Here is a 16,255-nt window from a genome sequence, read left to right on the forward strand (position 1 = left end):
CACCTGGGGGAACGCCATGACCAAGGCCCTGATCATCGGTGGTGGCATCGCGGGCGCGGTGACCGCGATGGCCCTGCGGCAGGCGGACATCGACGCGGAGGTCTTCGAGGCGTACGAGGAAGGCGCCGACGACGTCGGCGCCTTCCTCGTCGTCTTCGCCAACGGCCTGGAGGCGCTGCGCGTCATCGGCGCCCACGGTCCGGTCCTGGCCGCCTCCTTCCCCGCCGAGCGGGTGGAGTTCCTCAGCGGCACGGGGAAACGGCTCGGCGAGCGCCCGCTCGCGGGCTCCGCCGGCGATACGGGCATGGGGCCCCGTACGCTCACCCGCGCCACCCTCTACCGCGTGCTGCACGACGAGGCGCGCCGCCGCGGGATCGCCGTCCGGCACGGCAAGCGGCTGGTCGCCGCCGAGACCGTCGGCGACCGGCGGGTGGTGGCGTCCTTCGCGGACGGCAGCCGTGCCGAGGGGGACCTGCTCATCGGCGCGGACGGCATCCACTCGGTCGTCCGCAAGATGATCGACCCGGCGGCGCCCCGCCCCCGCTACACCGGCCAGAACACCGTCTGCGGCTACACCCGCGACGTCGAGCCGCCGTCCGCGCCCGACACCTACACCATGATCTACGGCAGGCGGGCCTTCTTCGGCTGTACGGCGGCGGACGGCGAGGTGTGGTGGTTCTCCAACGTGCCGGGCCCCGAGCGGTCCCGGCAGGACCTGGCCGCCGTCACCGCCGACCAGTGGCGCCGGCGCGTCACCGCGCTCCTCAGCGGCGACCGCACCCCGGCCGCCGACATCGTCCGGGCCACCGGCGACCACATCATCGGCTCCATGGCCTACGACCTCGCCACCACCCCGCGTTGGTTCTCCGACACCATGGTGATCATCGGCGACGCGGCGCACGCCGCCGCGCCCAACGCCGCCCAGGGCGCCTCGATGGCCATCGAGGACAGCGTCGTGCTCGCCAAATGCCTGCGCGACCAGCACGAACCCCGGCGGGCCTTCGGCGCGTACGAGGAATTGCGCCGCGCGCGCGTGGAACGGGTGGTGGCGCACAGCGCCCTGATGGCCCGCCGGGCGGCGCCGGGCACGCTGCGGCGGGTGGTGCGCGACGTGATGCTGCCGCGCAGCGTCGGGCGCGGAGGCGACGGCGCCGACACGTGGCTGACCGGTTACCGTATCGAGTGGTGAGAGGGCGGGTCCGACACTTCTGAGTCGGTCCGTGCCCAAGAGTGGGGAGTGAAGTGCGTGACGGGTACGGGTCTCGCGGGGCTGCTGCGAACCGGGGCGCTGGGTGTGGCCACGCCCGGGGTCCACTACCGCGACGTGGTGGCCCGCTGGGGCGAGCCCGAGGCGTTCGCCAGTGAGGCTCCGGAGCCGGTCTACTGCCTGTACGGCGACCTGGAGCTGGCGTTCACCGCGAAGGGAAGACTCTGGCATCTTCAGATCGAGCCCGGGGCCGGCGTCGTCTCCCTGCCCAGCGCACCGGGACAGTGCGTCCGTGAACCCGTTCCGGAGATCTCCCGGCTGGTCGCCGAGCTGACCGCGGACGGCTGCCGGATCACCGAGTGCGCGCCTTTCGACCCGGAGGATGACGTCTGGTACCGCGTCGGCCCCTCCGGTGTGCTGTTCCGCCGGGATGCGCCGGACGGGCCGACGAGGTTCCACAGCACCGCCATGGACATCCACCGTGAGGACGAGGGGAACAGCACCCGCTGACCGCGGTCGAGAGCCTGGGCCGCGCCCGGCCAGGGTGCGGGCCGGGCGTCGCGAGGCCACGGAGATCAATCAGAAGCGCCCTGGCGTTCGTCGGCCGCCCGCAGTTGCACGACCACCAGCGCGACGCCCGCCAGCACGAAGTTGCGCGTGGCGGCCTCCAGGCCGTTCCAGGTCTTGGACTGCCACATGGAGAACCACTCGCCGCCGATCGCGATGAAGCCCGCGCCGAAGAGCAGCAGCACCATCAGCAGGCCGGCGGTGGCCGCGCGCCGCGCGCCGGCGTATCCGGTGCCCCGGCGCAGTTCCCGCGCCCACAGTACGGTCGCCGCGATCAGCACCAGCGCCGCGAGCGTCTCCCAGGCGATGATCAGGACGTACGCGATGTTCTGGAGGGTGCGTGACTCGACGGCCCGCCACATCAGGTCGGGGTCCTTGAAGGTGGTGTCCATGGCCAGGACGTGCTGGACGAACGCCTGGTTGGTGCCGAAGTCGGTGATGTTGCCGAACGCGACGAGCGCCATGTAGAGCGCGACCGTGCCGGTGAGCACGGTCGCGGCGAGCGGTAGGGCCTGGAACGGTCTGGTGGCGCGTATCGGCATCCTGGTCTCTCCCTGCCTGCGGTGAGCGTGATTGTTCCCGGGCACCTTACGGGCGCCGGCGCCCGGCCGGCAGCTCCGCCGTCGCGATCAGGACCGTGCGGGCCGGGACGGTGCACACGTCGCCCGCCTTCAGCGTGGCCGAGGCCGCCGGGGCGCCGTCCGGCGCGGTGGTGTCCAGCACCACCTCGTAGACGGTGCCGGTCCGCCCGGGCACCGGGAAGTCCACCGCGTCAGCGCCCGAGTTGAGCAGGGCCAGGAGGTCGGTGTCCGGTGCCGCCGCGCGGTCCCCGGCGAGGAGGAAGGCCAGGAAGCGGGTGGCCGGGTCGTCCCAGCGTGCCGGGCTCATCGGGCGGCCGTCGCGGTCGTACCAGGCGATGTCCGGGGGATCGCCCGAGCCGGTCAGGAAGTCGGTGCGCCGGAGCACCGGGTGCTCGCGCTGGAGGGCCACCACCCGGCCCACGAAGTCGGTGAGCGGGGTGGGCGCCGACCAGTCGTACCAGCTCGTCGGGTTGTCCTGGCAGTACGCGTTGTTGTTGCCGCCCTGCGTACGGCCGAGTTCGTCGCCGCCGTACAGCATCGTGCAGCCCTGGGAGAGGAGCAGGGTGGCGAGCAGGTTGCGGCGCTGGCGTTCGCGGAGGGAGACGATGGCCGGGTCCCGGGTCGGGCCTTCCACGCCGTAATTGGCCGACCGGTTGTCGTCCGTGCCGTCCCGGTTGTGCTCGCCGTTGGCCTCGTTGTGCTTGGTCGCGTACGTCACCAGGTCCGTCAGGGTCATGCCGTCGTGGCAGGTGACGAAGTTGATGGAGGCGTCCGGGCCGCGCCGCTCGGGGGCGTACAGGTCGGACGAGCCGGCGATCCGGCTCGCCAGGTCGCCGACGGCCGGGCGGCCCCGCCAGAAGTCGCGCACGGTGTTGCGGTAGCGGTCGTTCCACTCGTTCCAGCCGGGCGGGAAGCGGCCCACCTGGTAGCTGTCGGGCGCGCCCACGTCCCAGGGTTCGGCGATGAGTTTGACGCGGCCGACGACCGGGTCCTGGTAGAGCAGGTCGAAGAAGGCGGCGAGGCGGTCGACGTGGCCGTACTGGCGGGCCAGCGTCGCGGCCAGGTCGAAGCGGAAGCCGTCGACGTGGGTCTCGGTGACCCAGTAGCGCAGTGAGTCCATGATCAGGCGCAGTACTTCGGGGCGGCCGGCGTTGAGGGTGTTGCGAGTGCCGGTGGTGTCGAGGTAGCGGGACGGGTCGGCCGGGTCCAGGCGGTAGTAGATCTCGTTGGCCAGCCCCCGGAAGCACAGTGTCGGGTCGTCGGGCGGGCCCTCGGCGGTGTGGTTGTAGACGACGTCGAGGATCACCTCGATGCCGGCGGAGTGCAGGGCCTTCACCATCTGTTTGAATTCGGTGATCTGGCCGCCGTCGTGGCCCGCCGAACTGTACGCGGCGTGGGGCGCGAAGAAGCCGACGGTGGAGTAGCCCCAGTAGTTGGTCAGGCCGCGGTCAAGGAGGAACGGTTCGGGCAGGAATTGCTGTACCGGCATCAGTTCGACCGCCGTCACCCCGAGACGGTTCAGGTGCCCGATGACGGCGGGGTGCGCCACTCCGGCGTACGTGCCCCGGACGGCCTGCGGCACCTCGGGGTGCCGCGCGGTCAGGCCCTTGACGTGCGTCTCGTACAGGAACGTCCGCGACCACGGGTGGCGCGGCGCCCGGTCGTCACCCCAGTCGAACGCCGTGTCGGCGACCAGCGGCAGCAGCGTACGCGCCCCCGTCGGCTTCAGGACTTCGGCGTACGGGTCGAGCAGCAGCCGGGACGGGTCGAAGCGCAGCCCCCGCTCGGGCGCGAACGGGCCGTGTGCGCGGTAGCCGTAGCCCTGGCCAGGTCGTACGCCCGGCACGTACGTGTGCCAGATGTCGCAGTCCACCGCCATCGGCACCCGCCGCTCACCGCCCTCGTCGAGCAGGCACAGCTCGACGGAGCCGCCGTACGCGCCCGCCGAGGAGTACACGGCGAAGAAGGTGCCCGAGCCGTCCCCATGGGCGCCGAGTCGGTACGGGTCGCCGGGGGTGGGGAGCATACGGGGGGTCGCCATCAGTCGTAACCGCCGAACATGAAGAGGGACGCCCGCTGGTCCGCGGGGTTCATCAGCCCGTGCAGGTTGCCGCCCTTGAGGAGGGCGAGGTGCCCGGCGGGCAGCCGGCGCATCTCGAAGGAGCGTGCCCGGCTGCCGGAGTCGGCCCAGTCGCCGATCACCATCAGCCCGTCACCCTCCAGCATCAGGAAGACCTCCTGGTTGTCGCGGTGCCGGTGCAGGCCGATGCCGCAGGCCGGATCCAGGACGTGCAGGTCCATGTAGGTGACGGCGAGGAACGGCTCCACGTCGCCGCTGGCGTGGCCCTTGCGGCCGAACGCGTCGAGATTGTACGGCTCCAGGCTCCGCCGCAGGTCGCCGGTGCCCGCCCAGCGGCCGTACTCGCTGAAGAGGGTGCGGTATTCCAGGAAACCGACGCCGCCGTGCGGAGTGGGGCTGGTACCGACGCCCAGGTAGTGGTCCCAGCCGCGGATCTTCATCTCGAAGCCCAGCCGCACCGACCCGGACGGCGGGTCGGCCGAGCCCGCGCCGTCCGGACTCGCGGTCCAGCGCACGTCGATGTAGCAGGGCAGTACGGGGTGCATGGCGTGCCGCGGGGCGACCAGCCGCAGATCCTGGTTGGTCATCTGGTCCCGGTGGAAGTCCTGGCCCAGGCCGGTGACGATGTCCGGGCGCGGTTGCAGCAGTCCGGAGTCCAGCGCGGTCCGCCCGCGCGGGCCGAGCAGGTCGCGCAGCCCCTCGCCGACCCGCCCCCACAGTTCCACGGTGTAGAAGTCGCTCTCCTCGTCGTACGGCACCCGGACCGGCACCGGCCGGCTGCCCTGGACGGACAGCACGCAGCCGATGGTGTCACCGAGCTGGCCCGCCTCGCGCCACAGCGCGGAGTCCGGGCCGCCCCGGTAGGAGAGCTGGAGGAACGGCCCGCGCCAGTCGCCGATCTCGGCCCAGCCGCGTACCGCCCGGGTGTCGGCGAGGGTGAAGTCGCGGACGTTCTGCTTCTGGAAGTCGGTCTTGTCGTCCTGCTGCGCCGGATCCAGCTGGTCCTGGTCGGGGGAGGCGGGCCCGTACAGCTGGAGCGAGCGCAGCGGGAACAGGTGCTGGAGCGAGGCGGGCTCGTAGTGTTCGCGCTCGGCGGCGAAGCGGGTGCGCTCGACCAGGCCCAGCAGCTTCAGCAGCGGGTTGGCCTCCGCGTAGTCCGGCGGTTTGACCGGGTCGACGCGGAAGACCGAGTCGGTGTGCACGATCTTGGGCATCGCGGGACCGCCTCAGGTGGTGTGGTAGAGGAACGCGACGAACTTCAGCGGCTCGGTGCCGGGATTGCGGATGCCGTGCACACCGCCGCTCTTGGTGTACAGGACACTGCCCGGTTTGACCGGCAGCTCCCGGCACTTGACCGGGCCGATGCCGAAGACGGGCCGCTCGACCAGCGGGTAGGCGGCCGTCGTCGGGTCGTCGCCGTCGCTCAGGTACGCGGTGCCGGTGCCGGAGACGACGTAGTACAGCTCCTCCGAGCCGATGTGCCGGTGGGTGCCCTCCACCGCGCCCGGCGGCACCGTCACCTCGTGGAAGAACACCAGGTCGCTGCCGAGTTCGCGCTGGAACAGCCAGCGCATCTGCACGATGTTGTCGTCCCGGCGCTCCGGGTTGCCCTCGTCGCTCATGGCGTTGCGGTAGTTGACCGGTGGGATCTGTGAGGCGTCGGGGATGAAGAAGCCACGCTGGAAGTCGAGCAGGTAGTTGCTGTCGGCGACGGTGTTGCGCGGGTCGCTGGGCTCCTGGGTGCGCGGTTCCTGGTGCGAGCGGAGGAAGGCGTTGTCCCACTGCGGATTGCCCAGCCGCTGGCCGGTCGGATACAGCACACCGTCCTCACGGAAGGCCATCGCGACCTCGGAGACCGAGCCGAGCAGCGGGGACAGCCGGGGCACCCGCGTGATCGGCGCGTCGCGGCCCATCAGGGGCAGTACCCGGTGGTCGTGCGCGGTGCCGTCCGGCGGCTCCAGCGTCTCCCAGATCTCCGTCGCGTACGCGCCGATCACCGGGTCCCAGTGCAGCGTGACGATGGCCTCGGCGGAGTCGGCCGGGTCCTCGCCGGTGACCTTCAGCCACGCCTTCGTACGGGGCCCGAGGCGCCGGTTGAACTCCCTGGCCTGCTCGACGAGCCGGATGCCGGAGTACTCGATGCGCAGCATCGGGCACAGCTTGGAGCCGCCGAGGAAGACGTCGCCCTTGATGGCGGTGCCGTCCGCAGAGCCGCGCACCTCGGCGACGTGGTAGCGGTAGCGGGAGGAGCGGGTCGCGTTGAGGTAGCGGGCGTGGTAGATCCGGTCCGGGTAGAAGACGACGCGGAAGATCTCGTTCTCGGGGTGGGTGTAGACCTCGTCGAAGCGGCTGTCCATGTCACGGCCTCCCGACCCTGTCCAGCAGCACATCGCCGACGCGGAAGGAGTTGGCCTCGATGGTCAGCGTCGGGTTGGCGCTGCCCGAGGTCGGCATGAACGCCCCGTCGGTGACGTAGAGGTTGTCGAAGTTCCAGGCCCGGCAGTCGGGGTCGAGGACGGAGTCCGCAGCGTCGCTGCCGAACCGGGCGCCGCCCAGTACGTGGTTGGCGATCCGTACCACCGAGCCGCCCACCGACCCCGAACTGACGTCACGCACGTCACCGCCGCGCACCAGGATCTGCCGGCACTGCTCGGCGAGGGCGTCCATCAGCGCCCGGTCGTGCGGGTGCCAGGTCTTGATGATGTACGCGACCGGGCGGCCCCACTTGTCCTTGACGCTCGGGTGCAACTCGATGCGGTTCTCCCGCTGGGGCACCTGGTTGGCCATGAACGCCACGGACAGGCGGCGCCCGAAGCTCTCCTCCAGGTAGTCCTCGAAGCCGTTGCCGACGAGGCTCGTGTCGTAGAGGTAGCCCTTCCACATGGTGTCCATGTCCATCGCGTGCCAGGTGCGGGCGAGGGAGATGGGCAGGGCGCCGTCGGAGGTGTTGTTGTAGATCACGCCGCCGGCCCACAGGCCCTGGGCGCGGTACCACTCGGGGCGCGCGCAGTGGTCGGTGGCCCAGTCGGAGTCCAGTGTCTTGGACTTGTCCGAGCGGTCCGGCACGGTGCACTGCGCGCCGCCGAAGCAGTGCGTCAGGAAGTACCGTCCCAGCAGCCCGTTGGCGTTGACGCGCTTGTCGAAGGCCGGGTCGAGCAGCCCGGACAGCTGGAGCAGCCGTACGGACTCGATCGCCGAGCAGGCCACGACGACGGTGCCGGCGGCAATCGTACGGGGCCGCCCGCCGGGGTCGCGGTAGTGCACCTTCGTCACGCGCGGGCCGTCCGCCTCCAGGTGTGTGACGGTGCAGTTGGCCCGCAGGTCCAGGCCGCCGCTGCCGTTCACGTCGCGCAGCGGCGCCAGCAGCGACACCCAGACGTTGGACTTCAGGCCCAGCGGGTCGCCGTAGCGGTTGACGAACGCCGTCTTGATGGTGTCGGCGTCGGCGGGCGCCGTGCGGCCGCTGGGCGCGTGGTCGCGGGTGATGACCGCGAGCGGGGTGCGGTAGCGGCGCATGCCGAGCGCGTCCATGCCGGCGGCCGCGTACGCGCTGATCGGGTTGGGCTCCAGCGGCGGCTGGTAGCGGTCCTGGGACGGGACCTTGGCCTGCCCGTCCCAGGTCCCGTTGATACCGACCAGTTCCTCGGCCTTGGTGTAGTACGGCTCCAGCGCGGCGTAGTCCAGCGGCCAGTCGCGGGCCTCCCGGCGCACGTCGCCGCCCGGGTCGTCGCGCAGGTCGCCGCGCGACGCGTTGAGGGTGGCCAGCCGCAGGTCCTCGGGCATGAAGCGGGGGGACACACCGCCGTACAACTGGGTACCGCCGCCCACTACTTGGGCCGTGTAGCCCTCGATGGTGACCCGGTCCTGCCCGTCGCTGCCGCGGTAGACGTGCGGCTCGTCGTTCAGGTCCGGCTCGACGTGGCTGGAGAAGTACGACTCGCCCGTGTTGGCCACGCCCTGGACGGTGATGCGCTTCTCCGACCCGGTGGCGAAGCACTCGTCGCGCTTGAAGTCCGACAGACCGGTGGGGCTCTGCGCCTGGGTGCGCAGCAACGGCCCCTTCTCCAGTACGACCACCCGGTGGCCCGCCCGTACGAGCGTGTGGGTGAGCGGCGCGCCGCCCGCGCCGCTGCCGATGACGACGACCGTGGCGCTCTCCCCGTCCATGCCGTCCTCCACTCAGCCGCGGTAGTCGGTGTTGTGGCCCAGCGGTGACTCCAGCGCCCGCCGCCAGTCGAAGAGCGTGCCGTCCCGCGCGTCCCGGAACCGGCTCTCCAGGTACATCCAGCCCGCCGCACCGGAATTTCCGCCGTGTTTCGGGTGCACGAACGCACCGGTCATCGCGTGCCGGCGCAGGAGCAGCAGGAAGAACCGCGGACTTCCGTAACGGGAGTAGTCCCAGCCGTCCACCTTTTCGGTTTCCATCTGCCGGTAGAGATCCGCGTACAGGTCCGCGGGCGCGGCCGCAGGATCGAGTCCGCCGAAACGGGACCGCATGATTTCACCGATGATTTTGAGGCAGGTGTGGTAATCATCGGCGTGGTGCTGTTCCTGGCGGGCGATCAGTTTGTCGATGTAGTTGACCGTGCCCACCTCGTCGTCCAGCTGGTAGGCCAGCGGGAATTCCTCGTCCCGGCTCGCGCGGTCCAGCGACTCGTACACCCCGCGGATCAGCCGCCGGTTCTCGTCGAGCCGGAAGGGCAGCAGGTGGCACACCAGCCGGCCCAGCAGGTCGCGCTCGGCGCGGCTCAGCGACAGCGGCACGGTGCAGGCGTCGGTGAAGAAGCGGGACCAGGGCTCGCCGTTGTCCAGGACGGTGCGCTGCGGGTTGACCGGGTCGAGCGCGTACACCCCGTCCACCGCGAACTTGTACGTGTGCACCTGCCCCTTCGGCACCCGCACGGTGGTCGCGTGGAAGCCGGTCGGCTCGCCCGCGAACACCAGCGGCCGCAGCGGCACCGGCGAGTGCAGCGGCCCGAAGGTGCCCAGTACGGCCACCGAGGCAGGGGCGTCGCGGCGGCCGTCGTAGACGAACGTCACATCGTTGTACGGATACGAGGCGGCCGCCGACGCCCCGTCCCAGTGCGCGTCGACGACCGGGAAACGCCAGGCCTCGCAGATCGCCGCCCGGTCGTCACCCGGCGCGTACTGCCCGAAATCATGGCGCGCGTCCCGGCTTTCCCTGGCGAGGTATTTGGTGCAGTGATTGAGAATGTACTGATCGTCTTTCTCGATGACCTCGATCTTCACCGCGCACCCCCGGGACGTCTTGAGGTGCCATTGAAAGTATTGCGCGGGACGGGAGTTGTCCACGCCGTCGGCAGACGCCGTATCGTGCCCGTATGCGCGCCGCTTGGTACGAGAACAGGGGCCCGGCCCGAAAGGTGTTCCAGGTGGGGGAGCTGCCCACACCCGAGCCCGGCCCCGGGGAACTGCGCATCCGGCTGGAGTTCTCCGGGATCAACCCCGGGGACGTCAAGAAGCGGCAGGTCTGGCTGGGCGCCGCCACGCCGGACTTCCCGCGGATCGTGCCGCACTGCGACGGCGCGGGAGTGGTGGACGCCGTCGGTGACGGGGTGTCCGCCGCCTGGGTGGGCCGCCGCGCCTGGTGCTCGTACGCGCAGAGCTACCGCCCGTACGGGACCGCCGCCCAGTACACGGTCGTCCCCGAGGGCTGCGTCGGCGCCCTGCCCGACGGCGTGACCGCCGAACAGGGCGCCTGCCTGGGCATCCCCGGCATCACCGCGCACCGCGCGGTCTTCGCGGACGGCCCGGTGGCCGGGCGGACGGTGGTGGTGGCGGGCGCGCTGGGCAGCGTCGGCCGCGCGGCGGCCGTCCTGGCGCGCCGCGCCGGCGCGCAGGTCATCGGCACGGTCAGCAGCCCGGACCAGCTCGACGCGCTACGGGAACTGGGGGTGGACCGGGCGGTGTGCGCGGGGGGTGATGTGGCGGACGCGGTGCTCGCGCTGACCGGCGGACGCGGCGCCGACCGGGTCGTCGAGGTCGCCTTCGACGCCAACGCCGCCCTCGACGCGCGTCTGCTCGCCCCGGGCGGCACCCTCACCGCCTACGCCACCCGAGAGCCCGCCCCCGCGCTGCCCTTCTGGCCGCTGGCCTTCAAGAACGCGACCGTACGGCTCCTCGGCTACGACGACTTCCCCCGGGAAGCGGTACGTCTGGCCCTGCCCGACATCACGGCGGCGGCCGCCGCGTCCGCGCTGCGCTACCCCGTCGCGGCCGTCCACCCCTTGGACGCCGTCGCCGCCGCGCACGAAGCCGTCGAACACCCGAGGAGGCCGGGGCGGGTGCTGCTCGCCCTGCCGGACTGAGCGGCCGCGGCGCCGTCCCGGTACACGGCGGCCGAACGCCGCCCGGTTCCCGGTGGCCGAACGCCCACCGGTACGGCGCGACTGGGCCGGACGGCGTACATACCCGCGCGGAATGCGGGCACCCGGGCCGATCAGGGCAGGACCCCGAGGTGAGAGGAGACGCAGATGACGGCGGAGGCCCATAACGGGAGGCGGCCGCGCGTGGTGATCGTGGGGGCGGGCTTCGCCGGGTACGAGTGCGCCCGCACGCTCGCCAGGAAGTACCGCGGCGCCGCGGAGGTCGTGCTGATCAACCCCAACGACTACTTCCTCTACCTGCCGTTGCTGCCCGAGGTCTCCGCCGGGATCCTGGAGCCGCGCCGGGTGTCGGTGTCGCTGACCGGCACGCTGCCGGACGTCCGGCTGGTCCTCGGCCAGGTCGGCGGCGTCGACCTGGACGGCCGCCGGGTGGAGTACACCGACCCGGAGGGCCGCACCGGAACCCTCGGCTACGACCGCCTCGTCCTGACCGTCGGCAGCGTCAACAAGCTGCTGCCCATCCCGGGCGTCGCCGAGCACGCGCACGGCTTCCGCGGCATGCCCGAGGCGCTGTACCTGCGCGACCACATGACCCGCCAGATCGAGCTGGCGGGCGCCGCCGAGGACCCGGCCGAGCGGGCCGCCCGGATGACCTTCGTCGTGGTCGGCGCCGGCTATACGGGGACCGAAGTCGCCGCGCACGGCGTGACGTTCACCCGGTCGCTGGCGCGCCGCAACGCCGGGCTGCGCGGCGAGCCGCAGCCCCGCTGGATCCTGCTGGATCTCGCCGACCGGGTGCTGCCCGAACTGGACCACCGGCTGTCGCGCACCGCGCACCGGGTGCTCAGCAAGCGCGGCGTCGAGATCCGCACCAAGACCTCCGTCAAGGAGGCCACCTCGGACGGGGTGCTGCTGGACGACGGCACGTCCGTCGACACCCGGTCGCTGATCTGGTGCGTCGGCGTGCGGCCGGACCCGCTGGTCGAGTCGCTGGGCCTGCCCACCGAACGCGGCCGGCTGTGCGTGGACGAGTTCCTCGCCGTACCCGGCCACCCCGAGGTGCTCGCCTGCGGCGACGCCGCCGCCGTACCGGACCTGACCCGGCCGGGCGAGACCACGCCGATGACCGCCCAGCACGCGCAGCGCCAGGGCAAGGTCGCGGCCCACAACGTCGCCGCCTCGTACGGGCAGGGCGAGCCGCGCGCCTACAAGCACCACGACCTGGGCTTCATGGTCGACCTCGGCGGGGTGCAGGCCGCCGCCAACCCGCTGCACGTCCCGCTGTCCGGCCCGGTCGCCAACGCCGTGACCCGCGGTTACCACCTGATGGCGATGCCCGGGAACCGGGTCAGGGTCGCCGCCGACTGGCTGCTGGACGCGGCACTGCCGCGCCAGGGCGTCCAGCTGGGCCTGGTGCGCTCCTGGTCGGTGCCGCTGGACACGGCGGCGCCGGAGCTGGCCCGGATACCGGCCGGCGGACGGACGGTGAAAACGGACAAATCGGGGGAACCGAAGGTGTCGGGGGAACCGAAGGGACCGGGGGGCCCGGGGGAGAAGACCGGCCCCGAGGGCCGGCCCGAGGCGGCCGGCGAGCAGCCCGACGGGACCCGAAAAGCGGAAGGAACCTGATGACCACGCAGAACGACCCGGGTGCCGACGCCCGGTACGACCGCCTGCGCGAGCTGGCACAGCAGCTGCGCGTCGACTCCGTACGGGCCGCCGACGCCGCCGGCTCCGGCCACCCGACCTCCTCGATGTCCGCGGCCGACCTGGCCGCCGTACTGCTCGACGAGCACCTGCGCTACGACTTCGACGACCCCGAGAACCCCGGCAACGACCACCTGGTCTTCTCCAAGGGACACGCCTCGCCCCTGGTGTACGCCATGGGCAAGGCCGCCGGGGCCCTCACCGACGAGCAGCTGCTGACCTTCCGCAAGAACGGCAGCCTGCTGGAGGGACACCCCACTCCGCGCATCCCGTGGGTGGACGTGGCCACCGGCTCACTGGGCCAGGGCCTGCCCATCGGCGTCGGCCTCGCCCTGGCGGGCCGCGACCTGGACCGCGTCCCGTACCGCGTGTGGGTGGTGTGCGGCGACAGCGAGATGGCCGAGGGCTCGATGTGGGAGGCGTTCGAGCACGCCGGGTACGAGCGGCTGGCCAACCTCACCGCGATCATCGACGTGAACCGGCTCGGCCAGCGCGGGGCCACCCGGCACGGCTGGGACCTGGACGCCTACGCGCGCCGAATCCGGTCCTTCGACTGGCACACCGTCGAGGTGGACGGCCACGACGTGGCGGCCGTGGACCGCGCGTACACCGAGGCGGCCGCCACCACCGACCGGCCCACCGCGATCATCGCGAAGACCCGCAAGGGCCAGGGCGTACGGGCCGTGGCCGACCAGGAAGGCAAGCACGGCAAGCCGCTGAAGGACGCCGCGGAGGCGATCGAGGAACTGGGCGGCGTGCGCGACCTGCACGTGGCGGTACGGCCGCCGCGCGAGGCCGCACCGCGGCTGCGGGCCGGCGGCGGCGAGCCCGAGCTGCCGGACTACAAGGTCGGTGACGCGGTCGCCACCCGCAACGCCTTCGGCGAGGCGCTCGCCGCGCTCGGCGCGGCCCGCGGCGACGTGGTCGCGCTGGACGGCGAGGTCGGTGACTCCACCCGCGCCCAGGCCTTCGGTGACGCCCACCCCGACCGGTACTTCCAGTGCTACATCGCCGAACAGCAGATGGTGGCCGCCGCCGTCGGCATGCAGGTACGCGGCTGGGTGCCGTACGCCACCACCTTCGCCGCCTTCCTCAGCCGCGCCTACGACTTCGTCCGGATGGCCGCCGTCAGCCGGGCCGACCTCAACCTCGTCGGCTCGCACGCGGGCGTCGCCATCGGCGAGGACGGCCCCTCGCAGATGGGCCTGGAGGACCTGGCCGCGTTCCGCGCCGTGCACGGCAGCACCGTCCTGTACCCGTGCGACGCCAACCAGGCGGCCCGCCTGACCGCCGCCATGGCCGACGCGAGCGGCATCCGCTACCTGCGCACCTCCCGCGGCGAGAGCCCCGTCATCTACGGCCCCGGGGAGGACTTCCCGATCGGCGGCAGCAAGACGCTGCGGGCCACCCCCGAGGACCGGGTCACCCTCGTGGCCGCCGGGGTGACCGTCCACGAGGCACTGGCCGCCGCCGACACCCTGGCCGAGGAGGGCGTGGCCGCCCGCGTCATCGACCTGTACTCCCTCAAGCCGGTGGACCTGCCCACGCTGCGCGAGGCCGCCGAGGTCACCGGGCGGATCATCACCGTGGAGGACCACCACCCCGAGGGCGGCCTCGGCGACGCGGTGCTGGACGCCTTCACCGACGGCGGCCCGGTGCCGCGCCTGGCCCGGCTCGCGGTGCGCACCATGCCCGGGTCGGCGTCCCCGGAGGAGCAGCTGCGGGCCGCCGGCATCGACGCCGAGGCGATCGCGGCGACGGCCAGGGGGCTGCTCACCTCGACACCGTGAGCGCCCGCGGCCGGCGGCCCCGCCCCCTCCTCGGGGGCCGGGGCCGCCGAGGGCTCAGCGGGCCTGGCGGATCTCCTCCGCCCCCTTCTTGTCGAGCGCCGCACGCACGAGCGCTGCCGCCAGTACGGCGGGCTCCGTCTTCCCCGCGGCCTTGCGCAGCGCGTCGGGTGAGGTCGGCAGCCCGACCCGCTCCGCGCCCTGCAGCGCCTTGGCGTCCAGGTGCGGAGCCAGGTCGGTCCACACGGCCTGGGCCTCCCGCAGGAAGATGTCGATGCCGGCCGGTCCGAGGCCGGGGACCTCGCGCAGCAGCTTGCGCAGCCGGTCCGTGTCGCCGTCCGCCGCGTCCCGCATCCGGCGCAGGTCGCCGCCGTACGTGTCGAGCAACAGCTCGGCGCCGTCCCCCAGTTGGGTCGCGGTGCGTTCGTCGTAGCGCCGGTAGCCGCCCTCGCCGAGGGCGTCCACCCGCTGCTGCCAGGTCGCGTCCTTCATGCGCCGCGCGGTGCGCAGCCCCGCCCCGGACAGCGCGCGGCTCGCCGCCACCGCGATGCCCGCCTGGATGCGGGCGCTGAGCAGGCAGGAGAGCACCAGCAGCTGGTAGAGCGGCTGCGGCGTGTCCTTCAGCCGGATGCCGGCCTCGTCGGCGTAGGTCCGGCCGTACGTGTCCAGAAGGGCCCGGACCCGGGCGCGGTCGCCGCTCATGACCGCCTCCGGAAGGCCGTGCCGTACAGAGGTGTGTCCACGGTGTCCACGATGCCGTACATCTTCCTTCCCTCCTGGTTTGCTCGTTCTTCCCGGCGTTTCCCGGCCCGCGTACCCACCCGGCCACCGGACCACCCGTCACCTCCCGTACGCTGCTCCTTCGACCGGAGGGGCTGGTGATTCCGGGGCCACAGGGGGCTGCCGGGGGGCCAGTGGAGTGAAAGCGGGGGAACGTGAACAGAACACGGTGCGCGGGGACGGCCGCGGTCGCGACGGCAGTGGTCATGGCGCTGGCGAGCCCGGCCGGCGCGGCACAGCCCGCGGGATCGTACGGCGCCACCACGTCCGTCGGCGTCCACAACGCCTACGAGAAGACCAAGTACCCGTACTTCGCCGACGCGTTGGACTCCGGCGCGAGCCTCCTCGAACTGGACGTGTGGACCAACGCGCTCGGCACGTCCTGGCGCGTCTCCCACAGCAACCCGTTCGGCAACAACAGCAACTGCGTCAACGCCGCCACCGCGGGCGAGCTGCGCACCAAGAAGCGCGACCAGGACCTCGCCGGCTGCCTCGCCGACATGAAGGCGTGGCACGACGCCCACCCCGGCCACCGGCCGGTCACGGTCAAGGTCGAGCTGAAGGACGGCTTCAACGACAAGGGCGGCCGGGGCCCGGCCGCCTTCGACGCGCTGGTCCGCGCCCGGCTGGGCGACGCCGTGTACGGGCCCGGCGACCTGGCCGCCGGCCACCGCGACCTCGACGCGGCCGTACGGGCGGACGGCTGGCCCACCCGCTCCGCGCTGAACGGCAAGTTCCTCTTCGAGCTGATACCGGGCACGGTCGAGGAGGGCAACCCGCTCGACAAGTTGTGGACCGACCGCGAGTACGCCACCCACCTGAAGAACCTCGCCGCCCAGGGCAAGCTCGCGCAGTCCACCGCCTTCCCCGCGGTGCACGGCGCGGCGGCGGGCGACCCGCGCGCCCGGTACACCGACGCGGCGCTGCGCTCCTGGTTCGTGGTCTTCGACGGCGACGCCGCGACGTACCTGAAGAACGGCATCGACACCGCCTGGTACGACAGCCGCCACTACCTCCTGATCATGACCGACGCGCACAAGGTGCCCCCGGTCATCGACGGCACCAGGCCCACCGAGGCCCAGGCCCGTGCCCGGGTGAACCAGCTCGCCGCCGCCCACGGCAGCATCGCGACCGCCGACTGGTACCCGCTGCCGCAGGTCCTCAAGACGGTGGTGCCGCGCGGGAAGTAGGGCGTACGG

The 16,255-nt window shown here is 72.4% G+C and carries 13 protein-coding genes; 6 read left to right on the forward strand and 7 right to left on the reverse strand.

The genetic code is table 11. From position 1 onward, the window contains the following. Positions 1–16 precede the first annotated feature (16 nt). Together ACZ4Z1_RS07410 and ACZ4Z1_RS07415 are read left to right on the forward strand one after the other, a co-directional pair. On the forward strand, positions 17–1,189 hold the full coding sequence (locus ACZ4Z1_RS07410) for an FAD-dependent monooxygenase (protein WP_468485606.1): 1,173 nt from the start codon (positions 17–19) through the stop codon (positions 1,187–1,189). 57 nt (positions 1,190–1,246) lie between these two features. Beyond that, the gene (locus ACZ4Z1_RS07415) at positions 1,247–1,717 is read left to right on the forward strand and encodes a hypothetical protein (protein WP_468485607.1); all 471 of its coding nucleotides are present in this window, start codon (positions 1,247–1,249) and stop codon (positions 1,715–1,717) included. 65 nt (positions 1,718–1,782) lie between these two features. On the opposite strand, the gene ACZ4Z1_RS07420 is transcribed toward ACZ4Z1_RS07415, so the two are convergent. Genes ACZ4Z1_RS07420 through ACZ4Z1_RS07445 form a run of 6 tightly spaced genes read right to left on the reverse strand, consistent with a single transcriptional unit; the run spans position 1,783 to position 9,685 of the window. Continuing rightward, on the reverse strand, positions 1,783–2,316 hold the full coding sequence (locus ACZ4Z1_RS07420; protein WP_468485608.1) for a DUF2165 domain-containing protein: 534 nt from the start codon (positions 2,314–2,316) through the stop codon (positions 1,783–1,785). A gap of 46 nt (positions 2,317–2,362) precedes the next feature. Then, a complete protein-coding gene (gene glgX, locus ACZ4Z1_RS07425; protein WP_468485609.1) occupies positions 2,363–4,396 on the reverse strand; it encodes a glycogen debranching protein GlgX in 2,034 nt (677 codons plus the stop codon). Continuing rightward, a complete protein-coding gene (locus ACZ4Z1_RS07430; RefSeq protein WP_468485610.1) occupies positions 4,396–5,649 on the reverse strand; it encodes a cupin domain-containing protein in 1,254 nt (417 codons plus the stop codon). The genes glgX and ACZ4Z1_RS07430 overlap by 1 nt, the downstream gene beginning before the upstream one ends. Before the next feature lie 12 nt (positions 5,650–5,661). After that, positions 5,662–6,792: a cupin domain-containing protein gene (locus tag ACZ4Z1_RS07435; protein WP_468485611.1), complete on the reverse strand. Its 1,131-nt coding sequence runs from the start codon at positions 6,790–6,792 to the stop codon at positions 5,662–5,664. Position 6,793: 1 nt separating this feature from the next. Next, on the reverse strand, positions 6,794–8,602 hold the full coding sequence (locus tag ACZ4Z1_RS07440; protein ID WP_468485612.1) for a GMC oxidoreductase: 1,809 nt from the start codon (positions 8,600–8,602) through the stop codon (positions 6,794–6,796). Positions 8,603–8,614: 12 nt separating this feature from the next. Beyond that, entirely contained in the window at positions 8,615–9,685 is a 1,071-nt protein-coding gene (locus tag ACZ4Z1_RS07445) for a gluconate 2-dehydrogenase subunit 3 family protein (protein ID WP_468485613.1), read from the reverse strand. A gap of 92 nt (positions 9,686–9,777) precedes the next feature. Here ACZ4Z1_RS07445 and ACZ4Z1_RS07450 point away from each other — a divergent pair, with 92 nt between their 5' ends. The 3 genes from ACZ4Z1_RS07450 (at position 9,778) to ACZ4Z1_RS07460 (ending at position 14,279) form a co-directional block, all read left to right on the forward strand. Beyond that, a complete protein-coding gene (locus ACZ4Z1_RS07450) occupies positions 9,778–10,764 on the forward strand; it encodes an NADPH:quinone reductase (protein ID WP_468485614.1) in 987 nt (328 codons plus the stop codon). Positions 10,765–10,929: 165 nt separating this feature from the next. Next, positions 10,930–12,411, forward strand: a complete 1,482-nt coding sequence (locus ACZ4Z1_RS07455; protein WP_468485615.1) for an NAD(P)/FAD-dependent oxidoreductase — start codon at positions 10,930–10,932, stop codon at positions 12,409–12,411. Beyond that, on the forward strand, positions 12,411–14,279 hold the full coding sequence (locus ACZ4Z1_RS07460) for a transketolase (protein ID WP_468485616.1): 1,869 nt from the start codon (positions 12,411–12,413) through the stop codon (positions 14,277–14,279). Before ACZ4Z1_RS07455 ends, ACZ4Z1_RS07460 begins: the two co-directional genes overlap by 1 nt. A 54-nt stretch (positions 14,280–14,333) precedes the next feature. Here the strand turns inward: ACZ4Z1_RS07460 and ACZ4Z1_RS07465 are convergent, their stop codons facing one another. Continuing rightward, a complete protein-coding gene (locus tag ACZ4Z1_RS07465; RefSeq protein ID WP_468485617.1) occupies positions 14,334–14,978 on the reverse strand; it encodes an HhH-GDP family DNA glycosylase in 645 nt (214 codons plus the stop codon). A 233-nt stretch (positions 14,979–15,211) separates the two neighbouring features. Here ACZ4Z1_RS07465 and ACZ4Z1_RS07470 point away from each other — a divergent pair, with 233 nt between their 5' ends. After that, positions 15,212–16,246 (forward strand): phosphatidylinositol-specific phospholipase C domain-containing protein, encoded by a 1,035-nt coding sequence (locus ACZ4Z1_RS07470; protein ID WP_468485618.1) that lies wholly within the window; start codon positions 15,212–15,214, stop codon positions 16,244–16,246. Positions 16,247–16,255: the final 9 nt, after the last annotated feature.

This window comes from Streptomyces sp. NPDC030165, from assembly GCF_055573595.1.

Coding starts and splice junctions, on each gene's coding strand:
- ACZ4Z1_RS07435 (WP_468485611.1), bottom strand. CDS start 6,792: ATGGACAGCCGCTTCGACGAGGTCTACACCCACCCCGAGAACGAGATC.
- ACZ4Z1_RS07450 (WP_468485614.1), top strand. CDS start 9,778: ATGCGCGCCGCTTGGTACGAGAACAGGGGCCCGGCCCGAAAGGTGTTC.
- ACZ4Z1_RS07440 (WP_468485612.1), bottom strand. CDS start 8,602: ATGGACGGGGAGAGCGCCACGGTCGTCGTCATCGGCAGCGGCGCGGGC.
- ACZ4Z1_RS07455 (WP_468485615.1), top strand. CDS start 10,930: ATGACGGCGGAGGCCCATAACGGGAGGCGGCCGCGCGTGGTGATCGTG.
- glgX (WP_468485609.1), bottom strand. CDS start 4,396: ATGGCGACCCCCCGTATGCTCCCCACCCCCGGCGACCCGTACCGACTC.
- ACZ4Z1_RS07420 (WP_468485608.1), bottom strand. CDS start 2,316: ATGCCGATACGCGCCACCAGACCGTTCCAGGCCCTACCGCTCGCCGCG.
- ACZ4Z1_RS07410 (WP_468485606.1), top strand. CDS start 17: ATGACCAAGGCCCTGATCATCGGTGGTGGCATCGCGGGCGCGGTGACC.
- ACZ4Z1_RS07465 (WP_468485617.1), bottom strand. CDS start 14,978: ATGAGCGGCGACCGCGCCCGGGTCCGGGCCCTTCTGGACACGTACGGC.
- ACZ4Z1_RS07460 (WP_468485616.1), top strand. CDS start 12,411: ATGACCACGCAGAACGACCCGGGTGCCGACGCCCGGTACGACCGCCTG.
- ACZ4Z1_RS07430 (WP_468485610.1), bottom strand. CDS start 5,649: ATGCCCAAGATCGTGCACACCGACTCGGTCTTCCGCGTCGACCCGGTC.